The sequence below is a fragment of the Pseudomonas sp. S3E12 genome (genome assembly GCF_001702295.1).
GTDB lineage: Bacteria > Pseudomonadota > Gammaproteobacteria > Pseudomonadales > Pseudomonadaceae > Aquipseudomonas > Aquipseudomonas marginalis.
In genome coordinates this window covers 398,526-414,741 of sequence record NZ_MBDT01000022.1, presented here as the reverse complement: position 1 = coordinate 414,741, position 16,216 = coordinate 398,526, and the positions used below count along the sequence as shown (strand labels likewise).

The following is a 16,216-nucleotide window of genomic DNA, read 5'->3' as shown; positions in this document are numbered from 1 at the left end:
CTACCGGGGCCAAAACGAAAAAACGCCGCCACCGGGTTCGCAAGGGCAAACCGGGTGTGCGACGTCTTTGTCGTGAAGGGGCAACCGCCGTTGGTTACCTGTGGTGATTACTTAGCAAGTCCTGCGCCAACCTGCTGGCCGTAGGGTGCTCAGCCGAGCAGTTCACTCATGGCGATGATCTGCTCCGCCACCTGGATCAGTTTCTGCTGGCGGCTCATGGCCTGGCGGCGCATCAGGGTGTAGGCCTCTTCTTCATTGCAGGCCTTCATTTTCATCAGCATGCCCTTGGCCAACTCAATGCGCTTGCGCTCGGCCAACTGCTGGTCACGGGCCTGGAGCTGGGCGCGCAAGGCTTGGTCGCTCTCGAAGCGAGCCATGGCCACGTCGAGGATCGGTTGCAGGCGCTGCGCCTGAATGCCTTCGACGATATAGGCGCTGACCCCGGACTTGATGGCCTGGCGCATCACGTCGGGGTCGTGCTCGTCGGTAAACATCACGATGGGCCGGGGCTGGTCGCGGCTGACCAGCACCACTTGCTCCATCACATCGCGGCCCGGTGACTCGGTATCGATCAGGATGACGTCCGGGCGCACCGTTTCGACGCGCGCAGGGAGGTCGATGGTCAGGCCGGACTCATCGATCACTTCAAAGCCAGCCTCGATCAATGCTGCCCGCAGGCGGCCGACTTTGCGCGGCGTGTCGTTGATCAACAGGATTCGCAGCATGGACATCCTCCTGTCAGCGCAAGGCTTGGCGGCTGGTAGGGTCGACCATGGCATGCAGGCGGAAGCTGCGCGCGTAGCCGGCGGGGTCCGAGCCGTCCCAGATCTTGCCGTCGATCAGTTGGCTGCTGCGCGTGTCCTGGCCGTTGTCGCTGAGGCCCAGTGCCTCGGCGGCTTGGCGATACAGCGCCAGCTGTTGCACTTGGCGCGCAACGCCGAGGTAGTCAGGGTCTTCGCGCAGCAGGCCCCAGCGTCGGAACTGGGTCATGAACCACATGCCATCGCAGAGGTAGGGCAGGTTGACCTCGCCATCGGCAAAAAAACGCAGGGCGTGCGGGTCCTGCCACTGGTTGCCCAGGCCGTCGTCATAGGTGCCCAGCAAGCGGGGTTCGATGCAGTCGAGCGGGGCATCGAGGTACTCGCGGCCGCTGAGCAATTGTGCGGTGGAGCGGCGGTTTTCGGTGTTTTGCTCGATAAAGCGGCTGGCCTCCAGGATCGCCATCACCAACACGCGGGCGGTGTTGGGGTACTGGTCGACAAACGCCTGGGTGCAGCCGAGCACCTTTTCCGGATGGTTCGGCCAGATCGCCTGGCTGGTCGCCAGGGTAAAGCCCTGGTGTTGCTTGACGGCACTGGCGCACCAGGGCTCGCCGACGCAAAAGCCATCGATACGCCCGGCCTGCAGGTGCGCGAGCATTTGCGGGGGCGGTACCACGACGCTGTCCACATCCTGTAGCGGATGAATGCCTTGGCTCGCCAGCCAGTAGTACAACCACATGGCGTGAGTGCCCGTGGGAAAGGTCTGGGCGAAAGTCAGTTTTGTTCGGCTTTGGTGCACGTGGCGGTCCAGCGCCTCAGGAGTGATCACGCCCTGCTGTTGCAGGCTGCGGGACAGGTTGATGCTTTGGCCGTTCTGGTTCAGCCCCATCAAGACTGCCATGTCGGTGGGCGCGACACCGCCGATGCCCAAGTGCACTGCGTACACCAACCCGTACAGGCTGTGGGCGGCGTCCAACTCGCCGCTGACCAGTTTGTCCCGCAGGTTGGCCCATGAAGATTGGCGCTTGAGGTTGAGGGTCAAGCCATACGGCTGGGCGAAGCCCTGGGTCGCTGCCACCACCAGGGATGCGCAATCGCTCAAGGCCATGAAGCCCAGGTCAAGGCTGCTCTTTTCCGGGGCGTCACTGCCGTTGACCCAGGCCAGTGGGTCGTTCGTCGGGCTGTTGCCAACCGAATCGTTCATCAACACCTACCTTTTCTTTCACAAAAAAGCGTCGTTCCCTCAGATGGCGATGCAAGGCCATTGCGGGTAACGACGCCTTTGTCCGTAAGCCCGCTCCGCCGTTGGTGCGCGCCTTGATACAGAGTCCTTAGCAAGGCACATGCCACGGGCCGATGGGCACCGCCAGCCGTCAACTTTTCATCAAGATTGAAATTGGGCGGCCTCTCAGTATGGCCGCTTCTTACTGCCAGGCTGCCCAGGAAATCCAAGGTGTACGCTCATTTTTCCGTAACCACTGCCTGTCTCTGGCTGCTGTTTGCCGCGCTGATGCTGGGAAGTGTCGATGCCCAGGGCCAGACCTACCAGGCACGGGACGAGAGCCTGCATACCGTCTTTACCGCCTTGTCCGTGCCGATGGGCCTGCCCATCGTCGTGAGCAGTGAAGTGGCGCGCATACGCATCAGCGAGGTCATTGACCTCGATATGCCGCAACAGGCCCTGGAGATGCTTTCACAGCAATACGGCTTGATCTGGTACGGCGATGGGCAGGCGCTCTACCTCTACGCCGTCAACGAGGCGAAAAGCTTGGTGGTGGTATTGCGGCATATATCGGTCGACAGGTTTCGTGGCTTCATGCGCCGCTCGGGACTTGATGAAACGCGTTATCCCCTGCGCGTGAGCGGGGCGCGGACATTCCATGTGTCCGGGCCACCCCATTATGTCGACCAGGTCTTGCGTCTGGCCCAGTTGATGGATCGCGAGCGTGCTGGATTGCACATAGGCAACCAGGCGTTTGCTGTGGTTCAGGTACTCAACACCCATGTGGCAGACCGAGGGTACGCCATGGGCAACGAAAAGGTCACGGTGCCGGGCATCGCATCGACGATCGAAACCCTGTTGGGCTCTGAACAGAAGGGAGCGTTGGCCGACAAGAGCCTGGTTGTGAGTGCCTATCCGGATACCAATAGCCTGCTGATCAAGGGTAAGCCAGCGCAACTGGCTCTCATCGAGCGTCTGGTGGCGGAGTTGGACACCCCCAAGCGTTCTATCGAAGTCTCGCTATGGATGGTGGACGTAGACCGTGATGAACTGAAAAAGCTGGATTTTGACCGGGAGAAGGATGCGAAGGCCCAGGCCACGCGAATTCTGGAACCGATGGACGATATCCGCTTGATGGAGCAAATCGCCACGCTGGAGCGCCGGCGGCGAGCAAGGGTGATGACGTTGCCGGTGATTCTCACCCAGGAGAATGTGCCGGCCGTGTTCCAGGATAACCACACCTTCTACCTGACAGCTCCCGGAGCCGACCATGCTGATTGGAAGCCCGTGCAATACGGTTCCCAGGTCAGCGTGCTGCCGCGTTTTGCCGAAGGGAACCAGATCGAGATGCTGCTCCATGTCGAGGATGGTCGACAATTGAACCAGGCGGGGCGGGGCGGCAAAGCGACCGCGGTCGGCCGGGTGAGTGTCAGCAGCGTAGCAAGGGTGCCGCAGGGTAAGCGCCTGTGGCTGGGAGCGTTCAGCCGTGAGGCACATGAGTCGGGACGCAGCACCGTTTCAGCTGGCCCGGCCAAGGTTCGCCTGTTTGTGATTGAGGCCCGGGCCGTGGGAGGCGAGATGAAAACGTTGGCCACTGGCGTTGGCCCGCCACCGTTGAGTGCGGCGCAATACGAGCGCGTGCAACGTGCGTTCGTACGCCCGGGTCGCGATGGTTCTCCGTGAATAAGGCGTTGCCCCATGCATTTGGAAATTCTTCTACAGGAACAACTGATCAGCCGCAGGCGCCTGGCCGCCTTTGCTCCTGGGAAGGTGTTGCCATTGTCGCCCGGCATCATCCACTGCGTGGAAGTTCGGGTTAATGGCCGGTTGCTCGCATTGGGCGAGTTGGTACAACTGGAGGATCGGTTGGGCGTTGAGTTGCACGAGGTCTATAAAAGGGGAGCGCCTGATGTGTATGGGTGAAGTGTCTTACAGGGTGTTGCTAAAAATCGTTGGCTGTATGGGTTTTTTCCTAGCGTGGCCTGCAAGGCGGTTTTTTATAGTCGTGATGTGGGCGCAAGGGCCAGTACTGGAAAATAAGGGCTTCAATGTCAGTAGTCGGATGTCGAGGTAGATATGGCCGTCGTTAATGATGAATTGACGGCGACTTCCCTGCTCTTTTCCCGGTGGACGCTGCATGGCGATGGTCGCTTGACCGGAGACGGCAGCGATGTCCAGTTGCCACCCAAGGAGCTGCATGTTTTGCGGCTGCTGCTGGTCTCTGGCGGTGTACTGATGACCAAGGACCGCTTGCTGGAGTTGGTCTGGCCTCAGGGGGAGGTCGCCGAGGAGTCGCTGACCCGTTGCATTTATTCGCTGCGCAAGCATCTTGGCGCTGACAAAGGCTTTATCAAGACCATCTATGGTCGCGGGTATCGCTTTACCTGCCCGGTGAAGGCTGAGCGCCATGGGCGCGGGCCTATGGATACCCGGCAGCATGTGTGTTCGGCCTGTGGCCAAGTCAGTCATGGCTAAGTTCTGGCGCAGGCTGCTGTGGCTTGGCCTGGTGACGAGCGGCAATCAGGCACTGGCCTATTGCTGGGAGGAAACTGCCCGCCGCTACGATATCGAACCGGAATTGCTACAGGCTATCGCTGCCGTGGAGTCGGATTTTCGCCCGGATGCGATGAACTACGCCAACGGTAATGGCACACGGGATATCGGCCTGATGCAGATCAACAGTATCCATTTACCTCGTCTGCTCAAGCTGGGTATCACTGAGGAAAGGCTGTTGAGTGAACCCTGCCTGTCGGTGGAAGTCGGGGCCTCCATACTGGCCGAGTTTATCCAGCGCTTTGGCTACAACTGGACGGCGGTGGGGTCCTACAATGTCGGGCCCGGCTCCGGCCCTGAGCGCGATGCGTTGCGCATGCGCTATGCAGAAAAAATCTGGGCACGTTATGAGACCCTGGTACAGCAACGCTACTGACGTTTGGGCGGCGCGCCTCGCGTGCACCCCGCCACCCCGCTATAATCGCCGCCACCTTCCGCCGCCATCCGAGTCTAGCCCGCCCATGTATACCCTGGCCCGCCAGCTGTTGTTCAAACTCTCCCCGGAAACCTCCCACGATCTGTCCCTGGACCTGATCGGCGCCGGTGGCCGCCTGGGGCTCAATGGCCTGGTATGCAAGGCGCCGGCGAAAATGCCGGTGTCGGTGATGGGGCTCGACTTCCCCAACCCGGTCGGACTGGCCGCCGGCCTGGACAAGAACGGTGCGGCCATCGATGGCTTCGCGCAGCTGGGTTTCGGTTTTGTGGAGATCGGCACCGTGACGCCGCGACCGCAACCGGGTAACCCCAAGCCGCGTATCTTCCGTCTGCCGGAAGCCGAGGCGATCATCAATCGCATGGGGTTCAACAACCTGGGTGTCGATCATCTGCTGTCGCGCGTCGAGGCCGCAAAGTACAAGGGCATCCTCGGTATCAATATCGGCAAGAACTTCGACACGCCGGTCGAGCGCGCAGTGGATGACTACCTGATCTGCCTGGACAAGGTCTACGCCCACGCCAGCTATGTCACCGTCAACGTCAGCTCGCCCAACACCCCGGGCCTGCGCAGCCTGCAGTTCGGCGATTCGCTCAAGCAATTGCTCGAAGCCCTGCGCCAACGCCAGGAAGACCTGGCCGTGCGCCATGGCAAGCGTGTGCCGCTGGCAATCAAGATCGCCCCGGATATGACTGACGAAGAAACCGTGCTGGTGGCCCAGGCCCTGGTGGATGCGGGCATGGATGCGGTCATCGCGACCAACACCACCCTCAGCCGTGTCGGCGTCGAAGGGTTGGCCCATGGCGATGAAGCGGGTGGCCTGTCGGGTGCGCCAGTGCGTGACAAGAGCACCCATATCGTCAAGGTGCTGGCCGCTGAGTTGGCCGGGCGTTTGCCGATCATCGCGGTGGGCGGCATTACCGAAGGTAAGCATGCCGCCGAGAAGATCGCTGCGGGCGCCAGCCTGGTGCAGTTGTACTCGGGTTTTATTTATAAAGGCCCGGCGCTGATCCGCCAGTCAGTGGATGCGATTGCGGCCTTGCGCGTGTAGGAGCGAGCTTGCTCGCGAAGAACGTCAACGATAGCGCGGCGCATCTGGTTTAACGCGGCGCCCTCGGGTTCTTCGCGAGCAATCTCGCTCATGCGGTAGTCCTCATTATGCTCAGGCCAATAAAAAGGGCTCCTTAAGAGGAGCCCCTGGGCCGAAGCCCGCCGCCTGGATAGGGCGTGCGTGGTTAAGTCGCTACATATTCGAGGTGGTGTCGGAATTAAATGCCCTTGATTAGCCGACGGCGTGAAGTTCGTTGAGTCTGTGGATTCCCGCAGTGCCAGTCATACCGTCCCAGTTGTCGCCGCGTCCTTCTCGCCAGCCGTTGATCCAGGCTTGGCGTACCGACGGTAGAGTAAATGGGCAAAGCTCACGGGATTTGCCATGAACGCCATATTGATATCCGCGTAAAAATGCTCTTTCCAACGGATCACGCTTAAGTCTTCTCATAGGGTGTTTCCCTCACTTGTTGACTGTCTTGATATCCTTCGGCCTCGTCTGAGGCCGGGCAGAGTTTTTCTGCCGTTGGTGGGCTCGCTGCCGGCGTGGCGAGCCTATGTGTCGGCGTCGTTGCGGCGCCAACCTGTGTTGAGTTCTAACCAATAGGTCACATGGATTCAATGATCGTTTTGTCATAAGCACGTAACGATAACGATGCTATAGCCATAAGCTGGGATGGCTTTTCGCCCCATTTGTTGGGCAAAGCCAGCTATGATGCACCCTGCAAAGAGGATGGGTTTAATCCTTTAGTGAGAATGTCCGCCGGTTGCAGTCGGTTATTATTCGACGAAGGGTCGGAATATTTCTTTTTGTTGCGTCAAATTCTCTCTCTGCCCCGTCAATAAAGGCTCCAAGGCCCGTCAGACGGGGTGGAACGGCACATTCGTGCCACGCGGGCACTCTTCAAGAAAAGTGCTTGATTGAAAACCGAACCGGCGATGCGTCGCCCGTTCACTTATTGCTGAAAAGCCTGGAATGCCCCATGTCGGACCGTTTTGAACTCTTCCTCACCTGCCCCAAGGGCCTCGAAGGCCTGCTGATCGAGGAAGCCGTCGGGCTTGGCCTTGAGGAAGCCCGCGAGCACACCTCGGCCGTGCGCGGCATGGCCGACATGGAAACCGCCTATCGCCTGTGTCTCTGGTCGCGCCTGGCCAACCGTGTGTTGCTGGTGCTCAAGCGCTTCCCGATGAAGGACGCCGAAGACCTCTACCACGGCGTGCTGGATATTGAATGGGCCGATCACATGGTCTCTGACGGTACCCTGGCGGTGGAATTCAGCGGTCACGGCTCAGGCATCGACAACACCCACTTCGGCGCGCTGAAGGTCAAGGATGCGATCGTCGACAAGCTGCGTACCCCGACCGGCGAACGCCCGTCCATCGACAAGATCAACCCCGACCTGCGCATCCACCTGCGCCTGGACCGTGGCGAAGCCATCCTGTCCCTCGACCTGTCCGGCCACAGCCTGCACCAGCGCGGCTACCGCCTGCAGCAGGGCGCCGCGCCGTTGAAGGAAAACCTCGCGGCGGCGATCCTGATTCGTGCCGGCTGGCCGCGCATTGCTGCCGAAGGCGGCGCGCTGACTGACCCGATGTGCGGCGTGGGCACCTTCCTGGTGGAAGGCGCGATGATTGCCGCCGACATGGCACCTAACCTCAATCGCGAATTGTGGGGCTTCACCACCTGGCTCGGCCACGTCCCGGCGCTGTGGAAAAAACTCCACGCCGAAGCCACTGAACGCGCGGCCATTGGCATGAACAAGCCGCCGTTGTGGGTGCGGGGCTACGAAGCCGACCCGCGCCTGATCCAGCCCGCCCGCAACAATATCGAGCGCGCCGGCCTGAGCCACTGGATCAAGGTGTACCAGGGCGAAGTCGGCACCTTCGAGCCGCGCCCGGACCAGAACCAGAAAGGCCTGGTGATCTGCAACCCGCCCTACGGCGAGCGCTTGGGTGACGAAGCCAGCCTGTTGTACCTCTACCAGAACCTCGGCGAGCGTCTGCGCCAGGCGTGCATGGGCTGGGAAGCGGCGGTGTTCACCGGCGCGCCGGACCTGGGCAAGCGCATGGGGATCCGCAGCCACAAGCAGTATTCGTTCTGGAATGGCGCATTGCCGTGCAAGTTGCTGCTGATCAAGGTCAACCCGGATCAGTTCGTCACCGGCGAGCGCCGTACCCCGGAACAGCGCCAGGCCGAACGTGAGCAGGCGGTTTACGACCAGGCTCCGGCCGAGCCGCAGGAGCGCCAGTACAACAAGAACGGCAACCCGATCAAGCCCGCCCCGGCCCCCGTGGTCGAGCAGGCGCGCCTGAGCGAAGGCGGGCAGATGTTCGCCAACCGCCTGCAAAAGAACCTCAAGCTGCTGGGCAAGTGGGCCAAGCGTGAAGGGGTGGATTGCTACCGCGTCTACGATGCCGATATGCCTGAATACTCCATGGCCATCGACCTGTACCACGACTGGGTCCACGTGCAGGAATACGCTGCGCCAAAATCCATCGATCCGGAAAAAGCCTCGGCCCGCATGTTCGACGCCCTGGCGGCCATTCCCCAGGCGCTGAACATCGACAAGAGCCGCGTGGTGGTCAAGCGTCGCGAGCGCCAGAGCGGTACCAAGCAATACGAGCGCCAGAGTGCCCAGGGCAAGTTCACCGAGGTCAGCGAAGGCGGCGTGAAGCTGCTGGTCAACCTCACCGACTACCTGGACACCGGTCTGTTCCTCGACCACCGTCCGATGCGCATGCGTATCCAGAAGGAAGCGGCCGGCAAGCGTTTCCTCAACCTGTATTGCTACACCGCCACCGCCAGTGTGCACGCAGCCAAGGGCGGCGCGCGCAGCACCACCAGTGTCGACCTGTCCAAGACCTACCTGGATTGGGCACGTCGCAACTTCTCGCTCAACGGTTTCTCCGACAAGAACCGCCTGGAGCAGGGCGATGTGATGGCCTGGCTGGAGGCCAGCCGCGATGAGTTCGACATGATCTTCATCGACCCGCCGACCTTCTCCAACTCCAAGCGCATGGAAGGCATCTTCGACGTGCAGCGCGACCACGTGCAGTTGCTTGACCTGGCCATGGCGCGCCTGGCACCGGGTGGCGTGCTGTACTTCTCGAACAACTTCCGCAAGTTCCAGCTGGAGGACAATCTCAGCGAACGCTATGCGGTCGAGGAAATCAGCGACAAGACCCTCGATCCGGATTTTGCGCGTAATGCGAAGATCCACCGGGCGTGGAAAATCACTGCTCGCTGATCGCCGCCACGAAAAAGCCGCAAGCCTGGACTATTCCGGGCTTGCGGCTTTTTTACGCTGGTCAAACCCTGGGCCGATGGCTATAACTTAAGGCCTAGCCAAAGTGACACCCCCCGCACGCTGGCGTTGTGAGTGTTGCCTATGCCGTTGCAAGCCGTTCGCCCGAAAATCCTAGGCTTTATCAGTGAACAGGCGTCGGCTTGGCTGGTGGCGTTGGTGGTGTTATTGGCGGGTTTTGCGCTGACGGCCATCGTCGCCTGGGCGGCCTCCGACCTCTATCAGCAACAGGTTCGCCAGCGCTTTCAGTTGCTGGTCAACGAGCGTTACACCCGCTTGCAGGAACGCTTCGAGGATCAGGAACAACGCCTGAACAGCCTGCGGCGGTTCTTCGTCAATTCCGATGTTGTATCCCGCGAGGAGTTCGACGGCTTTGCCCAGCCGTTACTGTTGCGCGCCCGGGCCTACGCCTGGGCACCCCGTGTGTTTCGCGAACAGCGCAGCCAATTTGAACAAGAGGTGTCCCGCCTGCGTGGGGTACCCTTTGTTATCCGTGAACTTAATAGCGCCGGCGAACTGGCCCCGGCGCCCGAGCGTGATGAATACGTTCCGGTGCTCTACAGCCAGACTCAAAGCCTGCTGGGGTCGCCCCTGGGTTTTGATCTGTTGGCCCAGCCCCTGCGGCGCTCGGCCCTTGAGCGGGCGCAAAAGAGCGGCAAGTTGGCGGTGTCCCAACCCATGCAGTTGGTGGGGGTCGAGCCGGCTTATGTCACGGGTGTATTACTGGTCGCGCCGGTGAGTCACCTGCCCACCTCCGAGCCGTCCCCAAATGAGCCATACGGTTACGTGATGGCGGTGATCAGCATGCGCCAGTTGGTCGCCGACGGCTTGCCCAAAGCGGAGCGGGACAACCTGGTGATGCAGATCGTCGACACCTCCGACCTGCAAAAGCGCGTGCTCTTCGAGTCCGGCAATGCCGTGGCCAACAGTGACCTTGCTGGCGCGCGTCGCCTGACCCTGGGCGATCATGTGTACGCCCTGAGCCTGCGCCCGAGCAAGGTGTTCGAGCAGGCCAACTATTCCTCGCTGTCCACGATCCTGACCATGGGTAGCCTACTCAGCCTGCTGCTCAGCGCCTTGCTCTATGTGCTGGTGAGCCAGCGCCAGCGTGCGTTGAAACTGGTGGAGCAACGCACTGTGCAGTTGCGCTTGCGTGAGCAGGAACTACGGGGTGCCCATGGCCAGTTGCGCAGCGTACTCAACGCCGCTACCCAAGTGGCGATCATTGCCACTGACTTGCGCGGTGTGATCAACACCTTCAACGCCGGTGCCGAGCAGATGCTGGGGTACGAGGCCGAGCAGGTGGTGGGCAAGCTGACCCTGGAAAGCCTGCACTTGGCGTTGGAGTTGGAGGCACGTTCCGCGAGCCTGAGCGTGACCTTGGGCAAGCGTATCCCGGCGAACCAGGCGATGCTGGTGGAAAGCCCCGACAACCTGCACGAAGCCCGGGAGTGGACCTTGATCCGCCAGGATGGCAGTCAGTTGATTGTGAACATGTTGGCCACCGTCTTGCTGGATGACCATGGCCTGTGGGTCGGGTACCTCGCGATTTACCTGGACGTCACCGAGCAGAAACGCGCCTACGAGGCCCTGGCGGCGCGGGACCGCCTGCTCAAGAAACTCAGTGCCCACGTACCCGGGGGGATCTTCCAATTCACCCTGGAACCCCAGGATAACTGGCGCTTTATCTACGCCAGCGACGGCATGCGCGATATCTATGAAATCGAGGTCAGCGCGTTGCAGCGGGATGCGACGAAGGTCTTCGAGCGAATCCACCCGCTGGACGCGGAGCGGGTGCGGGCCTCGATTCGCCTGTCGGCATTGCAGTTGAGCCATTGGCGCGAAGAGTACCGGGTGCAGTTGCCGCAACGGGGTTTACGCTGGATTCGCGGCGAGGCCACCCCGGAGGAATTACCGGGAGGCGGTACGCTGTGGCATGGCTATGTGTCGGACATTTCCGATTTGAAGCGAGTGGAAGAAGAACTGCGCGCGCTGTCCATCACAGATTCCCTGACTGGGATTCACAACCGTCGCTATTTCCAGGACCGCCTCAGGGCCGAGATGGCGAGGCTTAACCGGACCAGTGGGGCGCTGTCGGTGATCATGCTCGATATCGATCATTTCAAGCGGATCAATGACCAGCACGGGCATGCGGTTGGCGATGGGGTGTTGCAGGAGTTGTGTAAGCGCATCAGTCAGCGTCTGCGCCGCACCGATGTATTCTGCCGCCTGGGGGGCGAGGAGTTCATGGTGCTGTGCCCCAACACCGATGGTGAGCAGGCCTACAGCTTGGCGATGGAGTTGTGGCAATCCCTGCGTAGCCTGCCGATGGAACCGGTGGGCATTGTCACCGCCAGCTTTGGTGTGGCCAGCTGGCGGGTGGATGAAGGCATCGATGGCCTGTTGTTGCGTGCCGACTCGGCGGTGTACGTGGCCAAGCAGGCGGGCAGGGACCGGGTGGAGGCCGAGAGGGCGCGGGCCTGATGCCCGCTCCTATAGGACGGGAGCCGCCGCCGCCAGTTTTGGCTGGCGGTACAGATCCAGCAGCACCTGGTCCAGCACCGACGACGCGCCCCACGGCTTCGGATCGTTGAGGATCGCCACCACCGCCCAGGTGTTGCCATTGTTGTCGCGGCTGAACCCGGCAATGGCGCGCACGGTGTTCAAGGTACCGGTCTTGACGTGGGCTTCGCCGCGCATCGCGGTGGTCTTCAGGCGTTTGCGCATGGTGCCGTCGGTGCCGGCGATCGGCATCGAGCTGATGTATTCCGCCGCGTAGGGGCTTTTCCAGGCGGCTTGCAGCATGGCGGCCATTTCGCGGGCGCTGACCCGTTCGGCACGGGACAGGCCCGAACCGTTCTCCATCACCAGGTGTGGCGCGGTGATGCCTTTTTTCGCCAGCCACTGGCGCACCACACGTTGCGCGGCCTTGGCATCGTCGCCGTCGGCATCGTTGCGGAACTGCGCGCCCAGGCTCAGGAACAATTGCTGGGCCATGGTGTTGTTACTGTATTTGTTGATGTCACGGATGATTTCCGCCAGGTCCGGCGAAAAGGCGCGGGCCAGTACCTTGGCATCCTTGGGCACCGGTGCCTGGATATCGCGGCCCTGAATGGTGCCGCCCAGTTCCTGCCAGATCGCCCGCACCGCACCGGCGGTGTAGGTGGCGTGGTCCAACAACGACAGATAAGTCTGCGAGCTGCAGCCATCGGCCAATTGGCCGCTGACGGTGACCGTCATACTGCCATCGGCGCCTGTGACCGGGTTGTAGCGTACGTCGCCGGTGCACTGCTTGGCGTTGGAGGCCTTGACCTGGTTGTCGATGCGGATGCTGGCAATCGGCGGCTCGACCGAGACGAGCACGCGGCCCGAATCGTTACGGGTCACAAAGCGCAGGGCCTTGAGGTTGACCAGCAGGGCGTCGGGCTTGACCAGGAACGGTTTGTTCTCGTCGTTGCCGTCGTCATTGAATTCCGGCAACTGCGGCTGGTTGAAGAAACTGCGGTCCAGCACCAGGTCACCGGTGACTTGCTGCACGCCATTGGCCCGCAGGTCGCGCATCAGCAGCCAGAGCTTTTCCATGTTCAGCTTGGGGTCGCCGCCGCCCTTGAGGTATAGGTTGCCGTGCAACACGCCACCGCTGAGGGTGCCGTCGGTGTAGAACTCGGTTTTCCACTGGTGGTTGGGGCCGAGCATTTCCAGGGCCGCATAGGTGGTGACCAGCTTCATGGTGGAAGCCGGGTTTACCGAGACGTCGGCGTTGAATACCGTGGGGGTGCCGGGGCCGTTCAGAGGGATCATCACCAGGGACAGTGCAGTGTTTTGCAGCTTGGCTTTGGCCAGTGCCTGCTGGACGTTTGCAGGCAAGGTATTGTTGATCGGGGCCGCGGAGGTGGAAAAGGCCAGTGGCAGGAGAAAACTGGCAAGTAGCAATGGACGCAAAGATTTGATCATAAGAAATAAAACCCTACTGCTGAGGAGGGTGAAAAAGGCGAGGGGTAAATAGGAAAAATCCCTCAATGGTCATGAAAGTGTCGGCATTATGCCCCAAGGTGAAGGCACTTGTAGCTGAACGATAGCTGGTAATCGGCGTTTTTTTAACAGCAAACGGCCGCCCGTCCCAGAGAGTCGGGCAATCGTCGCCTTAAACTGCTAAAGTGCCGCCCGTTATTACTTATGAGGATTGTTCCAATGGCGACTAACCGTTCCCAGCGTCTGCGCAAAAAACTGTGCGTTGATGAATTTCAAGAGCTGGGTTTCGAACTGAACCTGGACTTCAAAGAAGGCCTGAGTGAAGAAGCTATCGACGCTTTCCTCGAAGCATTCATCAAAGAAGCCATGGAAGCCAACGGCCTGGGCTATGTCGGCGGCGACGACTACGGTCTGGTTTGCCTGCAGAAGCGTGGCTCGGTCTCCGAAGAGCAGCGCGCTGCCGTCGAAGCCTGGCTGAAAACCCGTTCCGAGCTGACCAAGGCTGAAGTCAGCCCGCTGCTGGACGTGTGGTATCCGGAAAAGCCGATCAACGCGGCTAAGTGATACTGAAAAAAACGGCGACCTGAGGGTCGCCGTTTTTTTATGCCTTGCGCCAGTTCAGAATCAGCAGCGTCAATACCCCCGCCACAATCCCCCAGAACGCCGACCCGATGGAAAACAACGTCAAGCCTGACGCGGTGACCATGAAGGTGATCAGCGCCGCTTCCCGTTCCTTCGGCTCATTCATGGCGATACTCAAGCCATTGATGATCGAGCCAAACAAGGCCAAGGCCGCAATCGACAGCACCAGTTCCTTGGGCAAGGCTGCGAACAGTGCCGCCAGTGTTGCGCCGAACACCCCGGCTATCCCGTAGAACACCCCGCACCATATGGCGGCGGTGTAGCGTTTATTACGGTCTTCATGGGCGTGGGGGCCGGTGCAGATCGCTGCGCTGATCGCCGCGAGGTTGATGCCGTGGGAGCCAAAGGGCGCCAGCACCAGCGAGGCCAGGCCGGTGGCGGTGATCAGCGGCGAGGCCGGCACGTTATAGCCATCGGCCCGCAGTACGGCGACGCCGGGCATGTTCTGCGAGGTCATCGCCACCACGAACAACGGAATCCCGATGCTGATGGTTGCCGCCAGCGAGAAGTGCGGTGTCGTCCACACCGGCGTCGCCACTTCCAGGTGGAAACCGCTGAAGTCCAGCAAGCCCATCAGCCCCGACAGCAGGGTACCGATCACCAATGCGGCCAGCACCGCATAGCGTGGCGACAGGCGCTTGATGATCAGGTAGGTGAAAAACATCCCCAGTACCAGGCCGGTGCGATGCTGCGCAGCGACGAAAATCTCGCTGCCGATCTTGAACAGGATCCCTGCCAGCAAGGCGGCCGCCAACGACGCAGGGATACGCTTGACCAGTTTTTCAAAGCTGCCGGTGAGCCCGCAGAGCGCCACCAGCACCGCGCAGGTGATGTAGGCACCGATGGCCTCGCCGTAACTCACACCGCCCAGGCTGGTGATCAACAGCGCTGCGCCGGGGGTGGACCAGGCAATGGTGATCGGTGTGCGATAGCGCAGGGACAGGCCGATGCTGCACACCGCCATGCCGATGGAAATCGCCCAGATCCATGAAGAAATCTGCGCCGTGGTCAAGCCGGCCGCCTGGCCGGCCTGGAACATCAGCACCAGGGAACTGGTATAGCCGGTCATCATGGCGATAAAGCCGGCGACGACGGCGGAGGCAGAAGTGTCGGCCAGCGGGCGCAAGGGCGCTTGGGTGGCGTCGGTCATGGAGAGGTGTTCCTTTTACCTGGGTGTTTGCCGGTGACGGCGCAGATTCAAGCCTAAACTCAAACGTAACGACTCATTGCAATACAGACGGCACCGCAAACAGCCGTACAGTGTGTTGGCGCAGTGGGTTGTGTACAATGTGCGCTGTTTTTAGGTGATACTTGCCAGCGACCCCGTGTTGCCGTATTACCTTAAAGTTGCCGTATTACCGTTAATTCGCCGCCGTTCTCCCTACCCGAGTGCCCATGAACGAACAGTTGCAACCTCTCAAGAAACAACCGCGAGCCGGCAAGGCCGGTCGCAGCGGAACCCAGGACGATATCGTCTACGCGCATATCTTCGAGGCGATCCTCGAGCAGCGCCTGGCACCCGGTACCAAATTGAGCGAAGAGGCACTGGGCGAAATCTTCGGCGTCAGCCGCACCATCATTCGCCGCGCGCTGTCGCGCCTGGCCCATGAAGGCGTGGTGTTGCTGCGGCCCAATCGTGGCGCGGTGGTGGCGAGCCCAAGCGTGGAAGAAGCACGCCAGGTGTTCCTGGCCCGGCGCCTGGTAGAGCGGGCGATCACCGAACTGGCAGTGCAGCACGCCACCGCCGAGCAACTGGCCGAACTGCGCCAGATGGTCAACGACGAGCGCGACAGCTTCTCCCGCGGCGATCGCGGAGCGGGCATCCGCCTCTCCGGCGAGTTCCACCTCAAGCTGGCCGAAGCCGCGAAAAACGCGCCGCTGATCAGCTTCCAGCGCAGCCTGGTGTCCCAGACCTCGTTGATCATCGCTCAGTACGAAAGCGGCAACCGCTCGCACTGTTCCTACGATGAGCACACCCAACTGATCGATGCGATCGAAGCACGGGACGCAGCGCTGGCGGTGAACTTGATGATGCATCACATGGATCACATCGACAGCAAGCTCAACCTCGACGAGGAAAGTGCGTCGGATGATTTGCATGCGGTGTTCTCGCATCTGTTGCAGACCAAGAAGCCGGGGCGTTCTTCAGTCAAGCTGTAAACCCGATTAAAAAATGTGGGAGGGGGCTTGCTCCCGATGGCAGAGTGTCAGTCACTGAATTAAGTGCCTGATCCACCGCTATCGGGAGCAAGCCCCCTCCCACATTTGTTTTGTGTCGTGG

General features: G+C 60.9%; 14 protein-coding genes. 9 read left to right on the top strand and 5 right to left on the bottom strand.

The window, feature by feature from the left end:
- Nucleotides 1–149: 149 nt before the first annotated feature.
- Both BB029_RS21260 and BB029_RS21255 read right to left on the bottom strand, forming a co-directional pair.
- Nucleotides 150–725 carry an ANTAR domain-containing response regulator gene (locus BB029_RS21260; RefSeq protein ID WP_065940675.1) on the bottom strand — a complete coding sequence of 192 codons (576 nt, stop codon included), beginning with the start codon at nucleotides 723–725 and terminating at the stop codon, nucleotides 150–152.
- A gap of 13 nt (nucleotides 726–738) precedes the next feature.
- Nucleotides 739–1,965, bottom strand: coding sequence for a CmpA/NrtA family ABC transporter substrate-binding protein (locus tag BB029_RS21255; protein ID WP_065940674.1), 1,227 nt, complete (start codon nucleotides 1,963–1,965; stop codon nucleotides 739–741).
- A 306-nt stretch (nucleotides 1,966–2,271) separates the two neighbouring features.
- On the opposite strand from BB029_RS21255, the gene sctC reads away from it, so the two are divergent.
- The 5 genes from sctC to BB029_RS21230 all read left to right on the top strand — a co-directional run bounded on the left by sctC (nucleotide 2,272) and on the right by BB029_RS21230 (nucleotide 6,020).
- A complete protein-coding gene (sctC, locus tag BB029_RS21250) occupies nucleotides 2,272–3,666 on the top strand; it encodes a type III secretion system outer membrane ring subunit SctC (RefSeq protein WP_065940726.1) in 1,395 nt (464 codons plus the stop codon).
- Nucleotides 3,667–3,906 carry a FliM/FliN family flagellar motor switch protein gene (locus BB029_RS21245; RefSeq protein ID WP_305881724.1) on the top strand — a complete coding sequence of 80 codons (240 nt, stop codon included), beginning with the start codon at nucleotides 3,667–3,669 and terminating at the stop codon, nucleotides 3,904–3,906.
- Nucleotides 3,907–4,059: 153 nt separating this feature from the next.
- A complete protein-coding gene (locus tag BB029_RS32475) occupies nucleotides 4,060–4,458 on the top strand; it encodes a winged helix-turn-helix domain-containing protein (RefSeq protein ID WP_083236463.1) in 399 nt (132 codons plus the stop codon).
- Nucleotides 4,451–4,912 (top strand): transglycosylase SLT domain-containing protein, encoded by a 462-nt coding sequence (locus tag BB029_RS21235; protein WP_065940671.1) that lies wholly within the window; start codon nucleotides 4,451–4,453, stop codon nucleotides 4,910–4,912. The genes BB029_RS32475 and BB029_RS21235 overlap by 8 nt, the downstream gene beginning before the upstream one ends.
- Before the next feature lie 85 nt (nucleotides 4,913–4,997).
- Nucleotides 4,998–6,020, top strand: a complete 1,023-nt coding sequence (locus BB029_RS21230; RefSeq protein WP_065940670.1) for a quinone-dependent dihydroorotate dehydrogenase — start codon at nucleotides 4,998–5,000, stop codon at nucleotides 6,018–6,020.
- A gap of 231 nt (nucleotides 6,021–6,251) precedes the next feature.
- Here the strand turns inward: BB029_RS21230 and rmf are convergent, their stop codons facing one another.
- Complete coding sequence (rmf, locus tag BB029_RS32470) at nucleotides 6,252–6,467, bottom strand: ribosome modulation factor (RefSeq protein ID WP_002553055.1); 216 nt, start codon at nucleotides 6,465–6,467, stop codon at nucleotides 6,252–6,254.
- Between the two features lie 532 nt (nucleotides 6,468–6,999).
- Here rmf and rlmKL point away from each other — a divergent pair.
- The gene (rlmKL, locus tag BB029_RS21225; protein ID WP_065940669.1) at nucleotides 7,000–9,264 is read left to right on the top strand and encodes a bifunctional 23S rRNA (guanine(2069)-N(7))-methyltransferase RlmK/23S rRNA (guanine(2445)-N(2))-methyltransferase RlmL; all 2,265 of its coding nucleotides are present in this window, start codon (nucleotides 7,000–7,002) and stop codon (nucleotides 9,262–9,264) included.
- Nucleotides 9,265–9,405: 141 nt separating this feature from the next.
- Nucleotides 9,406–11,805 (top strand): GGDEF domain-containing protein, encoded by a 2,400-nt coding sequence (locus BB029_RS21220; RefSeq protein WP_065940668.1) that lies wholly within the window; start codon nucleotides 9,406–9,408, stop codon nucleotides 11,803–11,805.
- A 9-nt stretch (nucleotides 11,806–11,814) separates the two neighbouring features.
- Here the strand turns inward: BB029_RS21220 and dacB are convergent, their stop codons facing one another.
- A complete protein-coding gene (gene dacB / locus BB029_RS21215; RefSeq protein ID WP_027603700.1) occupies nucleotides 11,815–13,275 on the bottom strand; it encodes a D-alanyl-D-alanine carboxypeptidase/D-alanyl-D-alanine-endopeptidase in 1,461 nt (486 codons plus the stop codon).
- Nucleotides 13,276–13,512: 237 nt separating this feature from the next.
- On the opposite strand from dacB, the gene BB029_RS21210 reads away from it, so the two are divergent.
- Nucleotides 13,513–13,857 carry a YggL family protein gene (locus tag BB029_RS21210; protein ID WP_010208515.1) on the top strand — a complete coding sequence of 115 codons (345 nt, stop codon included), beginning with the start codon at nucleotides 13,513–13,515 and terminating at the stop codon, nucleotides 13,855–13,857.
- A 37-nt stretch (nucleotides 13,858–13,894) separates the two neighbouring features.
- On the opposite strand, the gene BB029_RS21205 is transcribed toward BB029_RS21210, so the two are convergent.
- Complete coding sequence (locus BB029_RS21205; protein ID WP_065940667.1) at nucleotides 13,895–15,085, bottom strand: benzoate/H(+) symporter BenE family transporter; 1,191 nt, start codon at nucleotides 15,083–15,085, stop codon at nucleotides 13,895–13,897.
- Nucleotides 15,086–15,330: 245 nt separating this feature from the next.
- On the opposite strand from BB029_RS21205, the gene BB029_RS21200 reads away from it, so the two are divergent.
- Nucleotides 15,331–16,095 (top strand): GntR family transcriptional regulator, encoded by a 765-nt coding sequence (locus BB029_RS21200; protein WP_003175499.1) that lies wholly within the window; start codon nucleotides 15,331–15,333, stop codon nucleotides 16,093–16,095.
- Nucleotides 16,096–16,216: the final 121 nt, after the last annotated feature.

What these genes read in the sequence shown, in the direction of transcription:
- BB029_RS21210 (WP_010208515.1), top strand. Translation starts at nt 13,513, where the DNA reads ATGGCGACTAACCGTTCCCAGCGTCTGCGCAAAAAACTGTGCGTTGAT.
- rmf (WP_002553055.1), bottom strand. Translation starts at nt 6,467, where the DNA reads ATGAGAAGACTTAAGCGTGATCCGTTGGAAAGAGCATTTTTACGCGGA.
- sctC (WP_065940726.1), top strand. Translation starts at nt 2,272, where the DNA reads ATGCTGGGAAGTGTCGATGCCCAGGGCCAGACCTACCAGGCACGGGAC.
- BB029_RS21255 (WP_065940674.1), bottom strand. Translation starts at nt 1,965, where the DNA reads ATGAACGATTCGGTTGGCAACAGCCCGACGAACGACCCACTGGCCTGG.
- BB029_RS21230 (WP_065940670.1), top strand. Translation starts at nt 4,998, where the DNA reads ATGTATACCCTGGCCCGCCAGCTGTTGTTCAAACTCTCCCCGGAAACC.
- dacB (WP_027603700.1), bottom strand. Translation starts at nt 13,275, where the DNA reads ATGATCAAATCTTTGCGTCCATTGCTACTTGCCAGTTTTCTCCTGCCA.
- BB029_RS21220 (WP_065940668.1), top strand. Translation starts at nt 9,406, where the DNA reads ATGCCGTTGCAAGCCGTTCGCCCGAAAATCCTAGGCTTTATCAGTGAA.
- BB029_RS21205 (WP_065940667.1), bottom strand. Translation starts at nt 15,085, where the DNA reads ATGACCGACGCCACCCAAGCGCCCTTGCGCCCGCTGGCCGACACTTCT.
- rlmKL (WP_065940669.1), top strand. Translation starts at nt 7,000, where the DNA reads ATGTCGGACCGTTTTGAACTCTTCCTCACCTGCCCCAAGGGCCTCGAA.
- BB029_RS21260 (WP_065940675.1), bottom strand. Translation starts at nt 725, where the DNA reads ATGCTGCGAATCCTGTTGATCAACGACACGCCGCGCAAAGTCGGCCGC.
- BB029_RS21235 (WP_065940671.1), top strand. Translation starts at nt 4,451, where the DNA reads ATGGCTAAGTTCTGGCGCAGGCTGCTGTGGCTTGGCCTGGTGACGAGC.
- BB029_RS21200 (WP_003175499.1), top strand. Translation starts at nt 15,331, where the DNA reads ATGAACGAACAGTTGCAACCTCTCAAGAAACAACCGCGAGCCGGCAAG.
- BB029_RS32475 (WP_083236463.1), top strand. Translation starts at nt 4,060, where the DNA reads ATGGCCGTCGTTAATGATGAATTGACGGCGACTTCCCTGCTCTTTTCC.